The organism is Geodermatophilus arenarius (assembly GCF_042654585.1).
In the GTDB taxonomy this organism is placed as follows: domain Bacteria; phylum Actinomycetota; class Actinomycetes; order Mycobacteriales; family Geodermatophilaceae; genus Geodermatophilus; species Geodermatophilus arenarius.
In genome coordinates, this window is sequence record NZ_JBHSGR010000011.1 from 1 (window position 1) to 18,252 (window position 18,252).

The 18,252-nt window shown below is 77.2% G+C and carries 14 protein-coding genes; 9 read left to right on the top strand and 5 right to left on the bottom strand.

All coding sequences use genetic code 11. The features are described 5' to 3' along the window. Positions 1 to 211 precede the first annotated feature (211 nt). Positions 212 to 1,849 carry an SIR2 family protein gene (locus tag ACFO3M_RS11415; RefSeq protein ID WP_387988710.1) on the top strand — a complete coding sequence of 546 codons (1,638 nt, stop codon included), beginning with the start codon at positions 212 to 214 and terminating at the stop codon, positions 1,847 to 1,849. Positions 1,850 to 1,905: 56 nt separating this feature from the next. Further along, entirely contained in the window at positions 1,906 to 3,126 is a 1,221-nt protein-coding gene (locus ACFO3M_RS11420; protein WP_387988711.1) for a cytochrome P450, read from the top strand. A 139-nt stretch (positions 3,127 to 3,265) separates the two neighbouring features. On the opposite strand, the gene ACFO3M_RS11425 is transcribed toward ACFO3M_RS11420, so the two are convergent. The 4 genes from ACFO3M_RS11425 to ACFO3M_RS11440 all read right to left on the bottom strand — a co-directional run bounded on the left by ACFO3M_RS11425 (position 3,266) and on the right by ACFO3M_RS11440 (position 9,008). After that, positions 3,266 to 4,465, bottom strand: coding sequence for a hypothetical protein (locus ACFO3M_RS11425; RefSeq protein ID WP_387988712.1), 1,200 nt, complete (start codon positions 4,463 to 4,465; stop codon positions 3,266 to 3,268). A gap of 55 nt (positions 4,466 to 4,520) precedes the next feature. Next, the gene (locus ACFO3M_RS11430; RefSeq protein WP_387988713.1) at positions 4,521 to 6,890 is read right to left on the bottom strand and encodes a HelD family protein; all 2,370 of its coding nucleotides are present in this window, start codon (positions 6,888 to 6,890) and stop codon (positions 4,521 to 4,523) included. A 205-nt stretch (positions 6,891 to 7,095) separates the two neighbouring features. After that, complete coding sequence (locus ACFO3M_RS11435; RefSeq protein WP_387988714.1) at positions 7,096 to 7,866, bottom strand: hypothetical protein; 771 nt, start codon at positions 7,864 to 7,866, stop codon at positions 7,096 to 7,098. Positions 7,867 to 8,282: 416 nt separating this feature from the next. Next, positions 8,283 to 9,008, bottom strand: coding sequence for a hemerythrin domain-containing protein (locus tag ACFO3M_RS11440; RefSeq protein WP_387988715.1), 726 nt, complete (start codon positions 9,006 to 9,008; stop codon positions 8,283 to 8,285). Positions 9,009 to 9,157: 149 nt separating this feature from the next. Between ACFO3M_RS11440 and ACFO3M_RS11445 the strand changes: the two genes are divergently transcribed. From ACFO3M_RS11445 to ACFO3M_RS11460, 4 genes are all read left to right on the top strand, one after another. Then, complete coding sequence (locus ACFO3M_RS11445; protein ID WP_387988716.1) at positions 9,158 to 9,964, top strand: alpha/beta fold hydrolase; 807 nt, start codon at positions 9,158 to 9,160, stop codon at positions 9,962 to 9,964. Continuing rightward, entirely contained in the window at positions 9,961 to 12,606 is a 2,646-nt protein-coding gene (locus tag ACFO3M_RS11450; protein WP_387988717.1) for a SpoIIE family protein phosphatase, read from the top strand. The genes ACFO3M_RS11445 and ACFO3M_RS11450 overlap by 4 nt, the downstream gene beginning before the upstream one ends. Positions 12,607 to 12,724: 118 nt before the next feature. Continuing rightward, positions 12,725 to 13,894, top strand: coding sequence for an acyl-CoA dehydrogenase family protein (locus tag ACFO3M_RS11455; RefSeq protein WP_387988718.1), 1,170 nt, complete (start codon positions 12,725 to 12,727; stop codon positions 13,892 to 13,894). A gap of 79 nt (positions 13,895 to 13,973) precedes the next feature. Further along, complete coding sequence (locus tag ACFO3M_RS11460) at positions 13,974 to 15,047, top strand: acyl-CoA dehydrogenase family protein (RefSeq protein WP_387988719.1); 1,074 nt, start codon at positions 13,974 to 13,976, stop codon at positions 15,045 to 15,047. Positions 15,048 to 15,134: 87 nt separating this feature from the next. Here ACFO3M_RS11460 and ACFO3M_RS11465 read toward each other — a convergent pair whose 3' ends face one another. Beyond that, positions 15,135 to 15,755 (bottom strand): hypothetical protein, encoded by a 621-nt coding sequence (locus ACFO3M_RS11465; RefSeq protein WP_387988720.1) that lies wholly within the window; start codon positions 15,753 to 15,755, stop codon positions 15,135 to 15,137. 139 nt (positions 15,756 to 15,894) lie between these two features. Between ACFO3M_RS11465 and ACFO3M_RS11470 the strand changes: the two genes are divergently transcribed. The 3 genes from ACFO3M_RS11470 to ACFO3M_RS11480 form a co-directional block, all read left to right on the top strand. Then, positions 15,895 to 16,629 carry a type 1 glutamine amidotransferase gene (locus tag ACFO3M_RS11470; protein ID WP_387988721.1) on the top strand — a complete coding sequence of 245 codons (735 nt, stop codon included), beginning with the start codon at positions 15,895 to 15,897 and terminating at the stop codon, positions 16,627 to 16,629. A 30-nt stretch (positions 16,630 to 16,659) separates the two neighbouring features. Further along, complete coding sequence (locus ACFO3M_RS11475; RefSeq protein ID WP_387988722.1) at positions 16,660 to 17,394, top strand: alanyl-tRNA editing protein; 735 nt, start codon at positions 16,660 to 16,662, stop codon at positions 17,392 to 17,394. A gap of 104 nt (positions 17,395 to 17,498) precedes the next feature. Next, positions 17,499 to 18,252: hypothetical protein (locus ACFO3M_RS11480; RefSeq protein WP_387988723.1), on the top strand; the 754-nt coding region annotated here is incomplete at its 3' end.

Below are 18,252 nucleotides of genomic sequence, written 5' to 3' on the forward strand. Positions count from 1 at the left end.
GGCCTGGCGGCGGTGCCGCTGCTGCTCGCCGCGGCCGGCGAGCTCGCCGTCGCCACCGCCCCGGCGCCGGCCCGTCCGGCCGGGTGCGCGGGCTGCGCCTGCTCGGCCGGCGGCTGCGGCGTCCCGCAGGCCGGCTGACGCGGCCGCTCCGGTCGCGAGTTCCCACCCGCTGCCGTTCCGTCGCGGCGGTGCCGTGGGTAGGGGACCGGGCGTGAGTGGACACGTCTTCGTCGTCGGCGCCGACCTGACCCGCCTGTCCTGCGACGACGTCCTGGTGCCCACCGGCCGGACGCTGCGCGTCGCCGCCAGCTGGCGGGCGCTGCTGCCCGACGACCTGGTCACCGACGAGGACGCCGACGGCGTGTGCGTCGACCTGGCGTGGCACGGCGACGAGCGGGTGCTCGAGGTCCCCGGCAGCGGGCCGCGGCGGGCCTGGCTGCTCGACACCGTCGACGACCGCGGCCGCGGGCTGGGCTGGCTGCTCGACGGCGCCCGCGAGGCGCTGGCCGCCGTCGCCCGCCGCGAGGTGACCGAGCCGGTGCACGGCCGGGCGCGGCGGCTGGTCGGGCTGCCGGCGCTGGGCACCGGCTGGGGCGGGGCGGCCGGGCGGCGCGGCGACCTGCTGCAGCAGCTGCTGCCGGTGCTGCGCGAGGCCGCCGACGAGCACGGCTTCGACGTCGCGCTGGTGCTGCGCGGGCCCAGCGACCTCGCCGCCGCCCAGCGGGTGCGCCGCGGCGACGACGGTGGCTGGGACCTGCCCGAGCCGCTGAGGGCGCTGGCCGAGCAGCTGGGGGAGCGCGCCCGCCGCGGCCAGCTGGCGCTGTTCATCGGCGCCGGGGTCAGCGCCGCCGCCGGCCTGCCGACGTGGGAGGAGCTGCTCGGGGAGCTGGCCGCCCGCTCCGGCCTCGACGACGACCTGCGCGAGGGGCTGTCCCGGCTGCCTCCGCAGGACGCCGCGGCGCTGCTGGCCCGGGAGCTCGGCCGTGACGAGCTCGAGCGGTTCGTGCAGGAGCGCTTCGGTCCCGGGCCGTACGCGCTGGCGCACGCGCTGATCGCCGACCTGCCGGTGCAGGAGTTCGTGACCACCAACTACGACCCGCTGGTCGAGCTCGCCGCCGCCGACATGGGCCGGGAGCTGTCGGTGCTGCCCTACGACGAGCCCCGGCCCGGCCGGCCGTGGCTGCTCAAGCTGCACGGCGACGCCGCGCACCCGGCCGGCGTCGTGCTGACCCGCGAGGAGTACCTGCAGCTCGGCGACTCCCGCGCCGCGCTCTCCGGCGTCCTGCACTCGCTGCTGCTCACCCGGCACGTGCTGTTCGTGGGCACCTCGATGCTCGACGACGACCTGATCCGCATCGCCCACCAGGTGCGCAGCGCGGTGCAGGTGCCCGGGCGCGAGCCGCGCCGCCGCTCCGGCACGGTGCTCGCGCTGCGCGAGGACGCCGCCCGCAGCCGGCTGTGGGAGCAGGACGTCGAGACCGTGGCGATGGGCGGGGCGGACGCCCCGCCGGCCGAGGCCGCGCGCCGGCTGGAGGTGCTGCTGGACCTGCTCGGCTGCCTGTCCACGCCGCCCACCGGGTACCTGCTCGACCCGGCCTACCGCGGGATGCTCTCGGACGAGGAGCGGGTGCTGGCCGAGGCGCTGCAGGGGGTCGCCGAGGCGCTGCCGGAGGGGGCGTCGACGCCGTCGGCGGCGGGGGAGGTGGCCGCGCTGCTGCGCCGGCTGGGCGCCGGGCGCTCCGGCGGCCGGCGCGACGGGTCCGGCGACGACCGGCCTGTCGACGACCGCCCCGTCGACGAGGCCACCGACGCCCGCGACGACCGGCTGCAGCAGCAGCGCCCGGGCTGAGGTCGGCCCCACCCGGCCGAGGTTGACCCGCCCTCGTACGGGGAACCGCGGGACCCATGCGTCTGGAGAACTCCCTCGCCCTGCTCACCAAGGGCTACGCCTGGCTGCCCGACCTGCGCCGCGCCCGCGGCCGGCACGCCGTCGGGACGCGGCTGGGCGGCCTGCCCGCGGTCGGCATCGAGGGTCCCGAGGCGGCGCGGTTCCTCTACGACGAGGACCACGTGCACCGCGCGCACGCCATCCCCGAGCCGGTGCAGGGCACGCTGTTCGGCAAGGGCGCGGTGCACACCCTGGACGGCGAGGCGCACCGGGTCCGCAAGGCGATGTTCGTCCGGGTGCTCATGGAGCCCGCCGCGATCGACGCGCTCGCCGAGCGGGCCGGCGCCGCCTGGGACGACGCCGCCCGCGAGTGGTCCGGCCGCCCGGAGTTCGTGCTGTTCGACGAGTCGGCGCGGGTGATCGCCGGCGCGGTGACCCGCTGGGCCGGGATCACGGTCGCCGACGACGAGGTGCCCGCGCTGGCCCGCGACCTGCTGGCGATGGTCGACGGCTTCGCCACCGGCGGGCCGCGGCACTGGCGCGCGCGGCGGGCCCGCGGCCGGCGGGAGGAGTGGCTCGCCGGGATCGTCCAGCGGGTCCGGTCCGGCGAGCTGGTCGTGCCGGCGGGGTCGGTGCTGCAGGTCGTGGCCGCGCACCGGGACGCCGACGGCGGGCTGCTCGACCCGCGGGTGGCCGCCGTCGAGCTGCTCAACGTCATCCGCCCGACCACCGCCGTCGCCTGGTTCCTGGCCTTCTCCGGGCACGCGCTCGCCACCTGGCCCGACTACCGCGGCAAGCTGGCCGCGGCCGACGCCTCCTTCGCCGAGGCGTGGGCCCACGAGGTGCGGCGCTTCTACCCCTTCGCGCCGTTCATCGGCGGCCGGGCGCCGCAGCGGCTGGAGTTCGCCGGGCAGACGATCCCGAAGAACGCGATGGTGTTGCTGGACCTGTACGGGCAGAACCACGACCCGGACCTGTGGGAGGAGCCCTACGCCTTCCGCCCCGAGCGGTTCCTCGACCGGGGGATCGGCGAGTTCGACCTCGTGCCGCAGGGCGGCGGCGACCCGCGGACGAACCACCGCTGCCCCGGCGAGCAGATCACGGTCGCGCTGCTCGCCGCGCTGGCGCCCCGGCTGGCCCGGCTGCAGGCGGACTTCGCCCCCGGCCAGGACCTGACCATCTCGCTGCACCGCATCCCCGCCCTGCCGGCCAGCCGCGTGGTCATGCAGCCGCGCTGACCGGGTCCCCCCGCGCACGCTCGTGCTCTGCCCCGCCCGTGGGGGCAGAGCTCGAAGAGAGGGCCGACGGGTGTCCCTCCACGCGCTCGTGCTCTGCCCCGTATGTGGGGGCAGAGCACGAGCGTCCGCGGAGGAGGGGTCACCGGGGGTCGAGCCACCAGAGCACGGCCTCGCCGTCGCAGCGGGCGGTCACCGCGATGCGGCCGTCGTCCCCGGCGTGCAGGTACCCGGCCAGCTCGTCGCACAGGCCGAGCGGCGTCCCGACCGCACCCGTGACCAGGTCGACGACGACCACCGACGCCGCGGCCGACTCCTGCTGCAGCGTCAGCCACAGCGCCGTCCCGTCGAACTCGGCGTCGGTGACCGGCGTGCCGCGGAAGGCGCCGTCGGCGGTGAGCACCGTGGGCTCGGTCGCGCCCACGCCGACGGTCACCACGTGCTCGCGGTCGGCGCCGTCGGCGTCGGCGCCGCGGACCACCGCGTACACGGTGCCGTCGTCGACCACGACCAGGTCCTGGACCCCGGTGCGGACGAAGCCGGGCGTGAGGTCGACCGGCGCGCTCCGCGGCAGGAGGTCAGGCGTCAGGGGCAGCAGCAGGCTGCGGGCCGGCGCTCCCGTGTCGGGCCCCGGGGTCGTCGCGGCCAGGACCACGCGGGAGCCGTCGGGGGACACCGCCACCGCCCCGACCTCCGCGGAGGTGGGCTCGACCCCGTCGACGGCGAGGTCGACGTCCGCCGAGGCCCGGACCGCGCCGGTGGCCGGGTCCACGGCGAGCAGCAGCGGGGGACCGGCGCTGCGGGACACGGCCACGTACAGGACGCCGTCGGGGCCCAGGGCCGCGGCCGAGCCGGTGAGCAGCGCGTCCCCGGGGACGGCGACCGGGAGGGTGGCGGTGACCGTCCCGGTCGCCGGGTCGACGACCTGCAGCGCGTAGCCGACCGGTCCCGCGCCCGGCCACACCGGCCCGGCCACCACGGCCGCACCCCCGGAGCCGAACGCGGTGTCCGGGCGGGAGCCGGGCGCCAGCTCCGCCGTCGCCTGCACCGTCGTGCCGTCCGGGCCGACGACGGCCAGCGCGGCGCCCGGCGCGGTGCCGTCCGCGGTGTCGTCACCGGCCAGCACGACGAGCGTGGTGCCGTCCGGGCCGGCGGAGACCCCGCGGGCGTCGGTGCGGTCGCCGGCCGGGACGGTGCCGGGCGCGGACACGGTGGTGCGCGCGACCTCGGCCGCCGGCGCGGCGGACCAGGGCTCGGCCGCCGGGCCCGGGGAGCACGCGGCCGTCGCGAGCAGCGCGGCGGGGAGCAGGGCGGACACGGTCAGCAGGCGGGAGCGGGACACGCCGTCCACCCTCCGGACCGCGCTTGCACCGCACTGCGCCCCCGGTTGGACCCCGCTAGGCCGCCTCGGCCGCCAGCCGGCCGAGCACCGCGGGCAGCGGGCCGGGGGAGAGCACGGTCAGCCGCTGCGTGGCGCGGGTGAGCGCGACGTAGAGGTCGTTGAGCCCGCGCACGCCCTCGTCGAGCACGCCCTGCGGGTCGGCGACCACCACCGAGTCGAACTCCAGGCCCTTGGCCTCGCCCGGGGTGAGCACCACCGGCCCCAGCGAGGAGTCCGCGCCCGGCCCCGACTGCACGTCCGGCCGCAGCTCCGCGAGCGCCGCGACGACGCCGGCGACCCGGCTCGGCGGCACGAGCACCGCCGTCGTCCCCTCCCGGCCGGTGAGGTCCGCGGCCACCGCGGCGACCCGCCCGGCCAGCGCGGACTCCCCGGTGACCTCCGCGACCGGCGGCGTGCCGCCGGTGCGCACCGACCGCGGCGGCCGCAGCCCGGTGCCGGTCGCGGCCAGCACGTCGGCGGCCACCGCCATCACCTCGGCCGGCGTGCGGTAGTTGACGGTCAGCTCCTCCAGCCGGAACGCGTCGCCGACGTGCGGGCGCAGGACGGCGTCCCACCGCTGCGCGCCGCCGAGGCTGCCGGTCTGCGCGACGTCGCCGACGACGGTCATCGACCGGGTCGGGCAGCGGCGCACCAGCAGCCGCCACGCCATCGGCGAGAGCTCCTGCGCCTCGTCGACGACGACGTGCCCGAAGGTCCACGTGCGGTCGGCGGCCGCCCGCTCGGCGGTGGTGCGCAGGTCCAGCTCGCGCTGCCGGTCGGCGAGGTCCTCGGCCGAGAGCAGGTCGCCGGCGCTGAGCACCTCGGCCTCCAGGTGCTCGTCCTCCAGGTCCACCGACCGGGAGCCGTGCAGCACGTCGAGGGTCTCCTGGGCCCGCTGCAGCGCGCGGCGGCGGTCCCGGTCGGCGCGGGCGCGCTGCGCGCTGTCGTCGAAGCCGAGCAGCTCCTCGGCCTCCTCCAGCAGCGGGACGTCGGCCGGGGTCCACACGCTGCCGCGCGGGCGGTGCAGCAGCGCGCGGTCGGCGTCGGACCAGCCGGGGGTGGCCGCGGCGATCCGCGCCGGGTCGGCGAACAGGTCGGTGAGCAGCCGCTCGGGGGTCAGCACCGGCCACAGCTCCGCCAGCAGCGACCGCACGCCCGGGTCCTCGCTCACCTCGCGGCGCAGCGCGGCGACGTCCTCCCGGTCGAGCAGACCCGCGCCGCCGTCCACGTCCCGGCCGAGCCGGTCGGCGTAGCGCTTGGTCAGCGTGTCGACGACGCGGCGGACGAACACCGGCCGGGCCAGGTTGTGCAGCGGGTCCGCGCGGCGCGCCGCGTTCTGCGCGCGGGTGACGTCGATCGGCCGCAGCCGCAACGGGAACCCGTCGACCTCGACCTCCCGCGGCGCGGCGGGCACCACCTGCCGGTCGGCGATGGCGGCGCGCAGCACGTCGACCATCTCCAGCCGGCCCTTGACCGCCGCGCTCTCCGGCGACTCCTCGCCCCGGGCGTCCAGGCCCGGGCGCAGCTGCCCGAGCCCGGCCAGCAGCACGCCGGTCTCGCCGAGGGAGGGCAGCACGTCGGCGATGTAGCGCAGGAAGGTCGGCGTCGGGCCGACGACGAGCAGGCCGCGGCGGGCCAGCCGCTCGCGGTGCGTGTAGAGCAGGTAGGCCGCCCGGTGCAGCGCGACGGCGGTCTTGCCGGTGCCCGGCCCGCCCTGGACGACGAGCACGCCCGCGGCGTCGCTGCGGATCACCCGGTCCTGCTCGGCCTGGATGGTGCGGACGATGTCGGTCATCCGCCCGGTGCGCGAGGCGTCGAGCGCGGCCAGCAGCGCGGTCTCGCCGGTCAGGCCGGAGCCCATGACGCCGTCGGTGAGCACCTCGTCGTCGAGGCGGACGACGGTGCGCCCGCGGGTGCGGATGTGCCGGCGGCGCACGATGCCCAGCGGCTGCACCGGCGTCGCGACGTAGAACGGCCGGGCCGCGGGGGCCCGCCAGTCGACCAGCGCCGGGTCCTGCGCGGGGTCGTCCCCGGGCAGGCCGATCCGGCCGACGTAGAGGGCGCCGCCGTCGTCGGCGCGGTCGATGCGGCCGACGACCAACCCGGCCTCGGCGGCGTCGAGCGCGACCACCCGCTCGCCGTGGAAGCGGACGGTGGCGTCGCGCTCCTGCAGCGCCTGCGGGTCGACGGCCGGCCAGGTGATCGCCTGCCGCCAGCGGGTGCTGGCCAGCTCGCGGGCCGCGTCCAGCCGGCGGTACAGGTCGGTGACGTACTCCTGCTCGAGGGCCACCTCGGTGTCGAGGCCTGCGGTGTCGAGGCCTGCGGTGTCGAGGTCTGCGGCGTCGAGGTCGGGGTCGGGGGCGACGTCGGACGGGCTCGCCGGCAATGCACTTCCCTCTGCTAGAATGGTCGGCAATCTCTCTTCGGTGCCATTCCGGCGCCATTTCTGACGCGCGCGGCAATCGACCATCCTGCGCCTGTCCACCCCCCGCTGTCACCTCTGCGCCGCGTGTCGGCGGGAGGGATCCACCACGGGCCCGGCCGGCCGGGGCCCCGTGGCCCCGGCCGGCCGGACTCCGGATGCGGTGCGGTCAGAACAGGCCGGCCAGCTCGCGCAGCGCGGTGGTGACCGTGTCGCCGGTCCACTCGTGCGCGGTGTCCCCGGCGGCGGTGTCCCCGGCGGCGGTGTCCTGGGCGGCGGTGTCCTGGGCGGCGGTGTCCCCTGCAGAGGTGTCCTGGGCGGCGGTGTCCTGGGCGGCGGTGAACGTGCCGCCGTCCGCCGGCTCGATCCCGCTGTCGTCGGAGTCGGAGGTCAGGCCGTAGCCGTACTCGACCGACACCTCCCAGTAGGTCCAGCCGTCGGCCTCGGCGAAGACGTAGGTCACCGACGCGTAGGCGTAGGAGGTCGGGGCCATCGGCTCGGACCAGTCGGCGTACCCGTCGTCGTCGACGTCGTAGGCGGCGGCGTCCAGGTAGCCGTCGAGGTCGGAGTCGGCGCCCCACACGTCGGGCAGGCCGTTGCCGGTGGTGTCGACGCCGACCTCCTCGACGTAGCCGTCCTCGTCGCCGTCGAAGGCGAAGGTGTCGGCCCAGCCGTCGAGGTCGGTGTCGACGGCGACCTGCTCGACGTAGCCGTTCTCGTCCCAGTCGACCGCCCAGGTGTCCTCGTAGAGGTCGCCGCTGTCGTCGAAGGCGTACAGGTCGACGTAGCCGTTCGCGTCGGTGTCGTAGGCGTTGTAGGCGACCGAGCCGGCCGACGCGGTGCCGGCGGTGGCGAGCACGGCGGCGAACGCGGTCGCGGGGACGGCGGTGCGCAGCAGGGTCCGGGTCAGGGCGGTGCGGGTCAGGGCGGTGCGGGTCATGGCAGTGCCTCCTCGGTGGTCGAGCCGCTGTCCGGCTCGCTGCGAGGACGCTCCCGCGCACCTCCTGTACGGGACTGGGCGCCGACTGGAGGCCCGGCTTGCACCCGCGTCCCAGTGGGCTGCCAGTGGCTCGTGGCGGGATGGGTGGGGAGCCGGGGGAGACCGTGCCGTCCCGCAACCCGCAGGACACCTCCCCGACATCCCGGCTGCCTACCGTCGGAGGCTCCCGGACGACAGGGGAGAACACCATGTCCACGACCACGACCGAGCGCCCCACCGAGCGGGCGTCCTGGACCTGCCCGAACTGCCACGGCGAGACCACCACGGCCAAGAAGCGCTGCCGGGACTGCGGCACGTCGCGCTTCTGACCCCTGCGGGAGCGGGCTCGTCGTCGCGCCCGCTCCCTCGGCCCGCCCTCAGTGCGAGGGCGGGGCACCCCGCAGCCGGACCACCGCCGCGCGGTAGCGCGCCCGCCCGGCCAGCCGCCAGACCAGCCGGGTCCCCCGGCCCAGCCCCGCCATCAGCCGCGCCTGCTCCGCCGGTGCGGCGTCCTCGAGGGCCAGCCCCAGCACCGTCAGCCGCTCGCGCGCCGACAGGGCCGGCCGCGCGGCGTGCACGATCGCCGTCCACTCCCGCGCCGGCAGGTGCGCCTCCAGCAGCGGCAGCAGCTCCCGCTCCTCGGCCGCGGTCTGCGCGTCCACGACGGCCGCGAGGTCCAGGCAGGCCAGCGCGAAGGCGTCGCGGGCCGGCGGCGTGCCGGCGACCGCCCACTGCCGGGCGGCGGTGGACAGGTCGCGCAGGCGGTTGTCGACGGCGGCGCAGCGGGTGGTCCACGCGGCGACCCGCGCCCGCCCGGACCGCGCGGCGCCGGCCGGCAGCGCGCGCTCCAGGGCCGGCCACAGCAGCTCGCGCTCCACGGCGTGGTGGCCCAGCAGCACCCGCCCGACGAGGTCGGCGTGCCGGGTCAGGGCCGCGGTGCGCGCGGCGTCGCCGGGCGGCGCCCAGGTCGCGAGCTCGGCCAGGGTCCGCAGCTCCCGGCGGACCAGCCGGTGCAGGACGCGCTGGGAGTCGCCGGCCCGGGTGGTGGCGGGCGCCTCCGCGGCGGGTGCGGGGGGACGCAGGGAGGTCGGGACGGCGGTCACGGGGCACCTCCGGTGCAGCTCACGGGGGGAGGGACCGGACCGGTCTCGTCCGGGACGGGGGCAGGGTAGGAGCCCGCCGGGCGGGGGGACAGGGGTCCGTGCGCGGCCGGGCGGGGACAGGGACGCCTGCGTCCGTTACCGTCCCCGGGGTGACGGTGGTCACCCGGAACTGCGTGCGCGTGAGCGGGCCGGAAGGGGCCCGGCCGATGGTGCTCGCGCACGGGTACGGCTGCGACCAGACGATGTGGCGGGCCCTGGTGCCCGAGTTCGCCGTCGACCACCGGGTGGTCACCTTCGACCACGTCGGCGCCGGCGGGTCCGACGTCTCCGCCTACGACCCCGTCCGCCACGGCTCCCTGCGCGGCTACGCCGAGGACCTCCTCGACGTCGTCCGGGAGCTGGACCTGACCGACGTCGTCCTCGTCGGCCACTCGGTGAGCGCGATGATCGGCGTGCTGGCGGTGCGGGCCGACCCCGGCCGGTTCGGGGCGCTGGTGATGATCGGCCCGAGTCCCCGCTACGTCGACGACGAGGACTACACCGGCGGCTTCAGCCGGGCCGACGTCGTCGCGCTGCTGGATTCGCTCGACAGCAACCCGGCGCAGTGGGCGGCGGGGCTGGCCGCGGTGGTCGCCGGGCCGGACCACCCCGACGTGGCCGCGGAGCTGGCCGCGAGCTTCTGCCGCACCGACCCCCGCATCGCCCGCGACTTCGCCCGCGTCACGTTCCTCTCCGACAACCGCGCCGACCTCCCCGCGCTCCGGGTCCCGACCCTGGTGCTGCAGTGCTCCGACGACGCCATCGCCCCCGAGCCCGTCGGCCGGTTCGTGCACGCGCAGGTGCCCGGCAGCGTCTTCACGCGGCTGGCCGCCACCGGGCACTGCCCGCACCTGTCCGCGCCCGAGGAGACGACCGCGGCGATCCGCGCTTTCCTCGGGGGCCCGGCCGGCCCGTGACCGACCCCGCACCGCCCCCCGACCGGCTCGAGCAGCAGCCGGAGGGTCTCGCGCGGCTGCTGGAGGAGGACCCCGCCGACCTCTACGAGAACGCCCCCTGCGGCTACCTGTCGATGGTCCCGGACGGGCGGGTCGTCAAGGTCAACCGCACCTTCTGCACCTGGACCGGCCGGGAGCCCGGCGACGTCCGCGGCCGACGGCTGCCGGACCTGCTCAACGCCGGCGGCCGGGTGTTCTACGAGACCCACCTCGCGCCGCTGCTGCGGCTGCAGGGGGCGGTCCGCGAGGTGGCGCTCGACGTCGTCCGCGCGGACGGGTCGGTGCTGCCGTGCCTGCTCAACGCGGTCGAGGTCCGCGACGAGGACGGGCAGCCGCTGCTGGTGCGCGCCACGGTGTTCGAGGCGACGTCGCGGCGCCGCTACGAGCGGGCGCTGCTCACCGCGCAGCGGGCCGCGGCCGAGTCGGAGGCGCGGGCGCGGACGCTGCACCAGGTCGTCTCCGAGCTGGCCGCGGCGGCGTCGGCCGAGCAGGTCGCCGAGGTCGTCGTCCGCCGGGCGCGGGCGGCGGTGGAGGCCGGCGGCGCCGCGCTGTGGCTGGCCGTCCCCGGGCCGGAGGGTGCGCCGCTGCCGGTCGCCCTGGCCGCCAGCGACCACGTGGCGCCGCACCTGCTCGGCGAGCTGGCCGCCGCCGCGCGGGACGGCGCGGAGCTGGTCCGCACCGGCGGGGTGCGGTCGGTGCCGGTCGGGCCGGCGCTGCGCGACCGGTGGCCGGGGCTGGCGGAGGCGATGGTCGAGGCCGGGCAGGAGGCGGTCGTCGTCGTGCCGGTGTCGGCCGCCGACGACCGGCACCTCGGCGCGCTGGTGCTGGTCCTCGGTGTGACCGACGACAGCGAGCTGATCAGCCTGACCGAGCCCGGCGCGCGCGGCTCCCTGGCGCCGGCGGACGCCGACCTGCTGGCCACCCTCGGCCGGCAGGCCGGGCAGGCGCTCGAGCGGGTCCGGCTGCACGAGGAGACCGTGCGGCAGGCGGCCCGGTCGACGTTCCTGCTCGAGGCCGCCCGGCTCATGGCCGCCGGGCACGGGGTCACCGAGACGATCGCGGAGCTCGCCGAGCTGACGGTCCGCCGGCTGGCCGACGTGTGCGTCGTCGACGTGCTGACCGAGCACGGGCTGGTGGAGCCGGTGGTCGCGCACGCCGACCCGGCCCGCCGCCCCCTGGTCGAGGAGTTGCGCGACGTCCACCTGCCCCGCCGCGACGGCTCCCACCCGAGCGTGCGGGCGATGACCCAGCACCGCACGGTCTGGCTGCGCGGCGGGGCCGACGCCGAGCTCGCCCGGGCCACCACGAGCCCGCGGCACCGGGAGGTCACCCGGGCGCTGGAGCTGGCCGACCTCGTCTGCGTGCCGCTGGTCGCGGAGAACCGGCCGCTCGGGGTGATCTCGCTCGGCGCCGACGTGCGCCGCGGCCCGTTCACCGAGGCCGACGTCGAGACCGCCGAGCAGCTCGCGCTGCAGATGTCGCAGGGCATGGACGTGGCCCAGCGGCACGAGCTGGAGGAGCGGACCTCGCACACGCTGCAGGCCAGCCTGCTGCCGCCCGCGCCGCCGGAGGTGCCGGGGTACGCCGTCGCCGTCCGCTACCTGCCGGCCAGCCGCGGCGCCGACGTCGGCGGCGACTTCCACGACGTCGTGCCGCTGCCCGGCGGCGAGGTGGCGCTGGCGGTCGGCGACGTCGTCGGTCACGACGTGACGGCCGCGGCGACGATGGGCCAGCTGCGCAGCGTGCACCGCGCGCTGCTGGTGGACCGGCCGGGGCCGGCGGCGCTGGTCGACCGGCTGCACGGCAGCTGGCCGCTGCTGGGCCTGCCGCGGATGGCCACCGCGCTGTTCGCCCGGCTGCACCCGCCCACCGGCGGGCTGCGGATCGCCTCGGCCGGCCACCTGCCGCCGCTGCTGGTCGAGGACGGGCGGGCCGGGCTGCTCGACGTCCGCCCGGGCCGGTTGCTCGGCGCCCCGCCGGGTCCCGCTCCGGAGTGGCGGGGCCGGCTGCGGCCCGGCGCCACGCTCGTCCTGTTCACCGACGGCCTGGTGGAGAGCCGCACCGCCGACATCGACGCGGGGCTGGACCGGCTGCGCGCCGTCGCCGCCGCGGCCCCCGGTGACACGGACCCGGACGCCCTGTGCGACCGGCTGCTCGACGCGCTGGCCGGGCCCCGCCGCGCCGACGACGTCGCCCTGCTCGTGCTCACCCGGCTGCCGGTGGAGGGTCTGGCGGGCGGGGGTGAGGAGGCGGACCATCGCAGCCACCGCCCCACCGGCGGGGCCTTGCGCGAGGAGGCGGCCGTGGAGCAGACGCGCAGTGAGCTGACCGACGTGCTCGAGGGCGCGACCGGGGACGTCTCGGTCTCCGGTGACGCGATGCGCTGGACGCCGGGGCCGGCGGAGCCGCCCGAGCCGCCCCCCGGCTTCCCGGGGGTCGACGTCGCGGCGGGGCTCGGCTCCGTGCTGGGGCTGGACCCCGTCGCGGTGCGCCGGCTGGTCTCCGGCGCCGTCGACCGGCTGACGACGGTCGCCGGCGACGTGGCCGGCGGGCTGCGCCAGCTCGCCCGCGACGCGTTCCCCGGCGGCGACGACCGCGGCTGACCGCGGCCCCGCCCGGCGGCCGGAGGGGGTCCGACACACCCCGGCGCGGGTGTTCCACCCCTGCGCGCGGTAGAACCGACGGGAACAACTGCCACGCCGACGTGGGGACGTGTCCGTCATGAGCAGCAACCAGTTGACCCTGGCGCCCGCGCCGCCGTCCGAGGCGGCCGAGCGGGTCCGCCTGGAGGTCCGGGAGTTCCTCGCGCAGGAGCTCGCCGCGGGGACCTTCACCACGCACGTCGACACCTGGCTGTCCGGCGTGGACCCGGAGTTCTCGCGCAAGCTCGGCGCCCGCGGCTGGCTGGGCATGACCTGGCCCAGGGAGTACGGCGGCCACGAGCGCACCGCGCAGGAGCGGTACGCCGTCACCGAGGAGCTGCTCGCCGCCGGCGCGCCGGTGGCCGCGCACTGGATCGCCGACCGGCAGTCCGGGCCGAACCTGCTGCGCTACGGCACCGAGGCGCAGCGCAAGGAGATCCTGCCGCGCATCGCCGCGGGGGAGTGCTACTTCGTCATCGGCATGAGCGAGCCCGACAGCGGCTCCGACCTCGCCTCGATCCGCACCCGCGCGACCCGCAACGCCGACGGGGACTGGGTGGTCAACGGCGCGAAGATCTGGACGTCGAACGCGCACCACTCCCACTACGGGATCGTGCTGGTGCGCACCGGCCCGCCCGGCGAGGGCCCGCGCGGCAAGCACCAGGGGCTGACGCAGCTGCTGGTCGACCTGTCGCTGCCCGGCATCACGGTCAACCCGATCCGCATCCTCGACGGCGGCCACCACTTCAACGAGGTGGTGTTCCAGGACGTCGTCGTCCCCGGCGACATGCTGCTGGGCACCGAGGGCGCCGGCTGGCACCAGGTGACCGCGGAGCTGGCCTTCGAGCGGTCCGGCCCCGAGCGGTTCCTCTCCACCTGGCCGCTGCTGGCCGAGTTCGGCCGCCGCGCCGCCGCCTCCGGTGACCCCGCGCAGCTGGCGGTGCTGGGCCGGCTGTCCTCGCGGGCGCTGGCGCTGCGCCAGCTGTCGCTGCGGATCGCCGCCGCGCTCGACCGCGGGGAGCTGCCCGACATCCCGGCCGCGCTGGTCAAGGACATGGGGACGACGTTCGAGCAGGACGTCGTCGACGAGGTGCGCCGGGTGGTCGACGTCCCGGCGTCGCTGGACAGTCCCGACCCGCTGGGCCGGGCGCTGGCCGAGGCACAGCTGCACGCGCCGGGCTACACGCTGCGCGGCGGCACCAACGAGATCCTCAAGGGGATCGTGGCGCGCGGGCTGGGCCTGCGATGACCACAGCGAGTGAGCATCGCAGGGAGCGCCGGCGACCGAGGAGCGGAGCGAGCGCGGCGTCGAGCCGAGGGGTGGAGCGATGAGCGATCAGGACCTGGTGGTCGAGACCGTCCGGGACATCCTCTCCGGGCACGAGCCGTTCGTCCTGACCGCCGAGCGGCCGTGGGACGAGGGCCTGTGGAGCACGCTGGCCGAGGCCGGGCTCACCGGCGTCGGGCTGCCCGAGGACGCCGGCGGCTCCGGCGGCGAGCTCGCCGACGCCGTGGCGGTCGTGCGCACGCTGGCGGCCGGTGCCGGCGCGGTGCCGGTGGCCGAGCAGCTGCTGGTGGCCGGGCCCGCGCTGGTGGCCGCCGACCTCGACCTGCCCTCGCCCGAGGAGCCACTGACGGTCGCCGTCGACGGGACGGTCACCGCCGAGCCCTCCGACGACGGCGACGGCCCCGGCCGGTTCACCCTCTCCGGCACCGCCACCGACGTCGCGTGGGCCGGCGTGGCCCGGCACGTCGCGGTGCTGGCCACCGCCCCGGCCGGGATCGAGGGCGCGGTGCTGGCCGTCGTCGACGCGGCGGGGCTGACGGCGTCGCGGGCGGTGAACCTGGCGGGGGAGCCGCGCGGGTCGCTGGTGCTCGACGGCGTCGGCGCGCGCGGTGCGCTGCTGACCCCGGCGCAGGCGGCGGAGGTCCGGGCCCGCTACGCGCTGGCCCGCGCGGTGCAGATCTCGGCCGCGCTGGAGCAGGTGCTGGCGTGGACGGTGCAGTACGCCGGCGAGCGGCAGCAGTTCGGCCGGCCGCTGGGCAAGTTCCAGGCGATCCAGATGGAGCTGGCGCAGATGGCCGGGGAGGTCACGTCGACCGCCGCGCTGGTCGACGCGGTCGTCCAGGCGCTGGGCCGCGGGGAGGCGACGGTCGGGCTGGCCGCGGCCGCCGCGAAGGTGCGCGCGGGGGAGGCCGTCGAGCGGGTGGCCAAGCTCGCCCACCAGGTGCACGGCGCGATCGGCTTCACCCAGGAGCACCGGCTGCACCACCTCACCCGGCGCTGCTGGTCCTGGCGCGACGAGGCCGGCAGCGAGCTGACCTGGTCGCGTTTCCTCGGCGCGGGCCTGGTCGCCGCCGGCCCGCAGGACGTCTGGCCGGCCTTCACCGCCGTCGTGTGAGGCTCCGGGCCGGCGCCCGACCGAGGCGCCGGCCCGGGTGGCCCTCCTGCAGGGGTCCGCCGCGAGCGGTGGGGGGCAGGAGGGTCCTCACACGGTCTCGGGCACCCGCAGGTGGGCGAGGACGAGGTCGAACTCCTCGGCGTCGGTGATCTCGAGCTTCATCGCCCGGGCGAAGTCGTCCCGGGAGGCGCGGGCGTGGGCGCGGCCGGCGTCCATGTCGTCGCGGTCCTCGAAGGTCACCGCGGACGCGGCCCGGCCGCTCTCCCGGTCGACCATGAGGCTCACGCTGCAGAAGCCGGGGTAGTCCTCCATCCGCGGCACCATGACGCTGCGGTAGGCGTCCAGCACCCGGTCAAGCCCAGCGGGGTCGGCACGCCACCAGGTCACCCGCGTGCACGCGCCCGACGGCGCCTCCGAGCGGCGGTGCATGACCGCGACCTCCCACTCCTGGACCGTGACGTCCCCGCCGAAGACCTCCGCGGCCTGGTCACGGAGCGCGCGCACCCGGTCGGCGCTGGCCCGCATCGACTCGACGTCGCGCCAGGACGAGGTGACGACGGCCCGGCCGCTGGCGCGGTCGGTGAGCATCGACAGGCCCACGAAGCCGCGCATGTCGGCCAGCGCGGGCATGACCTCGTCGCAGACGAACGCGATCCCGTCGTCGAGCCTCTCGGGTGTGCCCGCGACGGAGGTCGAGCGTGCGTACATGGCCGCTCCTCTCTGGGGCGGCGCTGCCCGGGCGGCACCGCCGCGGGCGTCAGCCTGCTCCGGCGGCGGCCCGCCGGGAAGGGGGGCACCCCGGCGCGGGACGTCCCGGACCGTCGGTGAGCCCGCGGATACTGGGCGCATGCAGACCGCGCTCGTCCTCGTCCACGACGCCGACGCCTCCCGCGGGCACCGGCTGGTCGGCACCCTGCGGCCGGCGCTGGAGGCGCAGGGGCTGACGGTCGTCGTCGGGACCACGGTCGGCGACTCGCCGCTGCTCACCGACCTGCCCGACCCCGCCGCGCTGCGCACGCTGGTGGTCATGGGCTCGGGCGCGGCCGCCTACGACGACACGGTGCCGTGGCTGGCCGCGGAGCTCGCCTACCTGTGGCGCGCCGTCGACGCCGGGACGCCGGTGCTCGGCGTCTGCTTCGGCGGGCAGGCGCTGTCGCGGGTGCTCGGCGGCGTGGTCGCCCAGGCGCCGGCGGGCGAGCACGGGTTCCTCGACGTCGAGACCGCCGACTCCGCGCTCGTGCCGGCCGGCCCGTGGTTCGAGTACCACGGCGACCGGTTCACCGTGCCGCCCGGCGCGGTGGAGGTGGCGCGGACCGACCGGGCGGTGCAGGCGTTCACCGCCGGCCCGCACCTCGGCGTGCAGTTCCACCCGGAGATCGACCCCGGCGCGTTCTCGGCCTGGGAGGAGACCTGGGAGCTCACCGGCCCGCCGCCGCCGGAGGCCGCCGCGCTGGTGCCCGGGCTGCGCCGCGAGATCGGCGAGCGGGAGCCGGAGGCTGCCGCGGCCTGCGCCCGGCTCGTCGAGGCGTTCCTGGACCGGGCCGACCGCGTCCGCCCGGCGGAGGACGAGACGGCGGCCTGAGCCCGGGCGCGTTCGGCAGGATGGGCGCCCGTGAGCGCTGACCGCCACGGGCACACCCACCGCCTCGACCTCGCCGACGCCACCGTGCGGGAGTGGGACGCGACCGTCGTCGCGGCCGACCCCGAGCAGGGCATCGTCCTCGACCGCTCGGCCTTCTACCCGGGCGGCGGCGGGCAGCCGCCGGACGAGGGCGTGCTGCTGTGGGGCGGCGTGCGCACCCGGATCGCCGGCACGCGCAAGGGCGACGAGCTGTACCTCATCCCGGTCGAGGGCGACCCGGTGCCGCCGCCGGGCACCGCCGTCCGCGGGGCGCTCGACGACGAGCGCCGGACCGCGCTCATGCGCACCCACTCGGGGCTGCACGTGCTCACCGGCGTGGTGCTGCGCGACTTCGGCGCCAAGGTCACCGGCGGCAACATGGAGCCGCTGACCGCCCGGATGGACTTCGACCTCGCCGAGGTGCCGGCCGACTTCAAGGACCGCGTGGCCGAGGCGGTGAACGCCGAGATCACCGCCGACCGGCCGATCCGGGTCCGCACGCTCCCGCGCGACGAGGCGTACGCGATCCCGGACCTCATCCGGACGGCGACCGACCTGCTGCCGCCCGACATCGAGCAGGTGCGGATCGTCGACATCGTCGGCCTCGACCTGCAGGCCGACGGCGGCACGCACGTCGCCTCGACGGCGATGGTCGGCCGCGTCGAGGTGGTCAAGATGGAGAACAAGGGCCGCGGGTTCCGCCGGTTGCGCATCCGCGTCGTCTGATCCGGCGAGGTCCCGATACGCCCCGTTGCCGTGATCGACGAGCATTCCGGATGGAGTCGTTCTACCCTTCGTCCGTGCGGGAGGGGACTTCCACACGGGGGTCGGTGAGCAGCGCCGCAGTCGCTGGCTGGCCCCGTCGGGTCCTCCTCCTGTTCGGCCTGGTGGCCGGCATCTACGCGCTCCTGGTGGTCGTCTCCTCCACGGCCCGTGCCGAGGAGCCGCCTGCTCCGGACGGGTCCCTCCTCGGCGGCGTGGTCGAGGAGGTCACCGCGACGGTCGACGAGGTCGCCGTCGAGTCGGTGGTCGAGCCGGTCGCCGACGTTCCCGCGGAGACGCCCGAGCCCGCTCCGGAGCCCGAGCCCGCTCCGGAGCCCGAGCCTGCTCCGGAACCCGAGCCTGCTCCGGAACCCGAGCCTGCTCCGGAGCTCGTCGCCGACGTTCCCGCAGAGACGCCCGAGCCGGTCAGCGCCGCGCCACTTCCGGTCGTCGAGGACGTCGTCGCTCCGGTTGTCCAGCCGGTGACCGAGCCGGTGGCTCCGGTGGTCGAGACGGTGACCGAGCCGGTGGCTCCGGTCGTGGAGACCGTGACGGAGCCGGTGGCTCCGGTCGTGGAGACCGTGACGGAGCCGGTGGCTCCCGTGGCCGAGACGGTGACCGAGCCGGTGACCGAGCCCGTGGCCGAGCCGGTGGCCGAGCCGGTGACCGAGCCGGTGGCCGAGCCCGTGGCTCCCGTGGTCGAGGCTGTGGTCGAGCCTGTCGTGGAGACCGTGACGGAGCCGGTGGCTCCGGTGGTCGAGACGGTGACGGAGCCGGTGGCTCCGGTCGTGGAGACGGTGACGGAGCCGGTGGCTCCGGTGG

What these genes read in the sequence shown, in the direction of transcription:
- ACFO3M_RS11465 (WP_387988720.1), bottom strand. Translation starts at nt 15,755, where the DNA reads ATGTACGCACGCTCGACCTCCGTCGCGGGCACACCCGAGAGGCTCGAC.
- ACFO3M_RS11455 (WP_387988718.1), top strand. Translation starts at nt 12,725, where the DNA reads ATGAGCAGCAACCAGTTGACCCTGGCGCCCGCGCCGCCGTCCGAGGCG.
- ACFO3M_RS11420 (WP_387988711.1), top strand. Translation starts at nt 1,906, where the DNA reads ATGCGTCTGGAGAACTCCCTCGCCCTGCTCACCAAGGGCTACGCCTGG.
- ACFO3M_RS11470 (WP_387988721.1), top strand. Translation starts at nt 15,895, where the DNA reads ATGCAGACCGCGCTCGTCCTCGTCCACGACGCCGACGCCTCCCGCGGG.
- ACFO3M_RS11435 (WP_387988714.1), bottom strand. Translation starts at nt 7,866, where the DNA reads ATGACCCGCACCGCCCTGACCCGCACCGCCCTGACCCGGACCCTGCTG.
- ACFO3M_RS11460 (WP_387988719.1), top strand. Translation starts at nt 13,974, where the DNA reads ATGAGCGATCAGGACCTGGTGGTCGAGACCGTCCGGGACATCCTCTCC.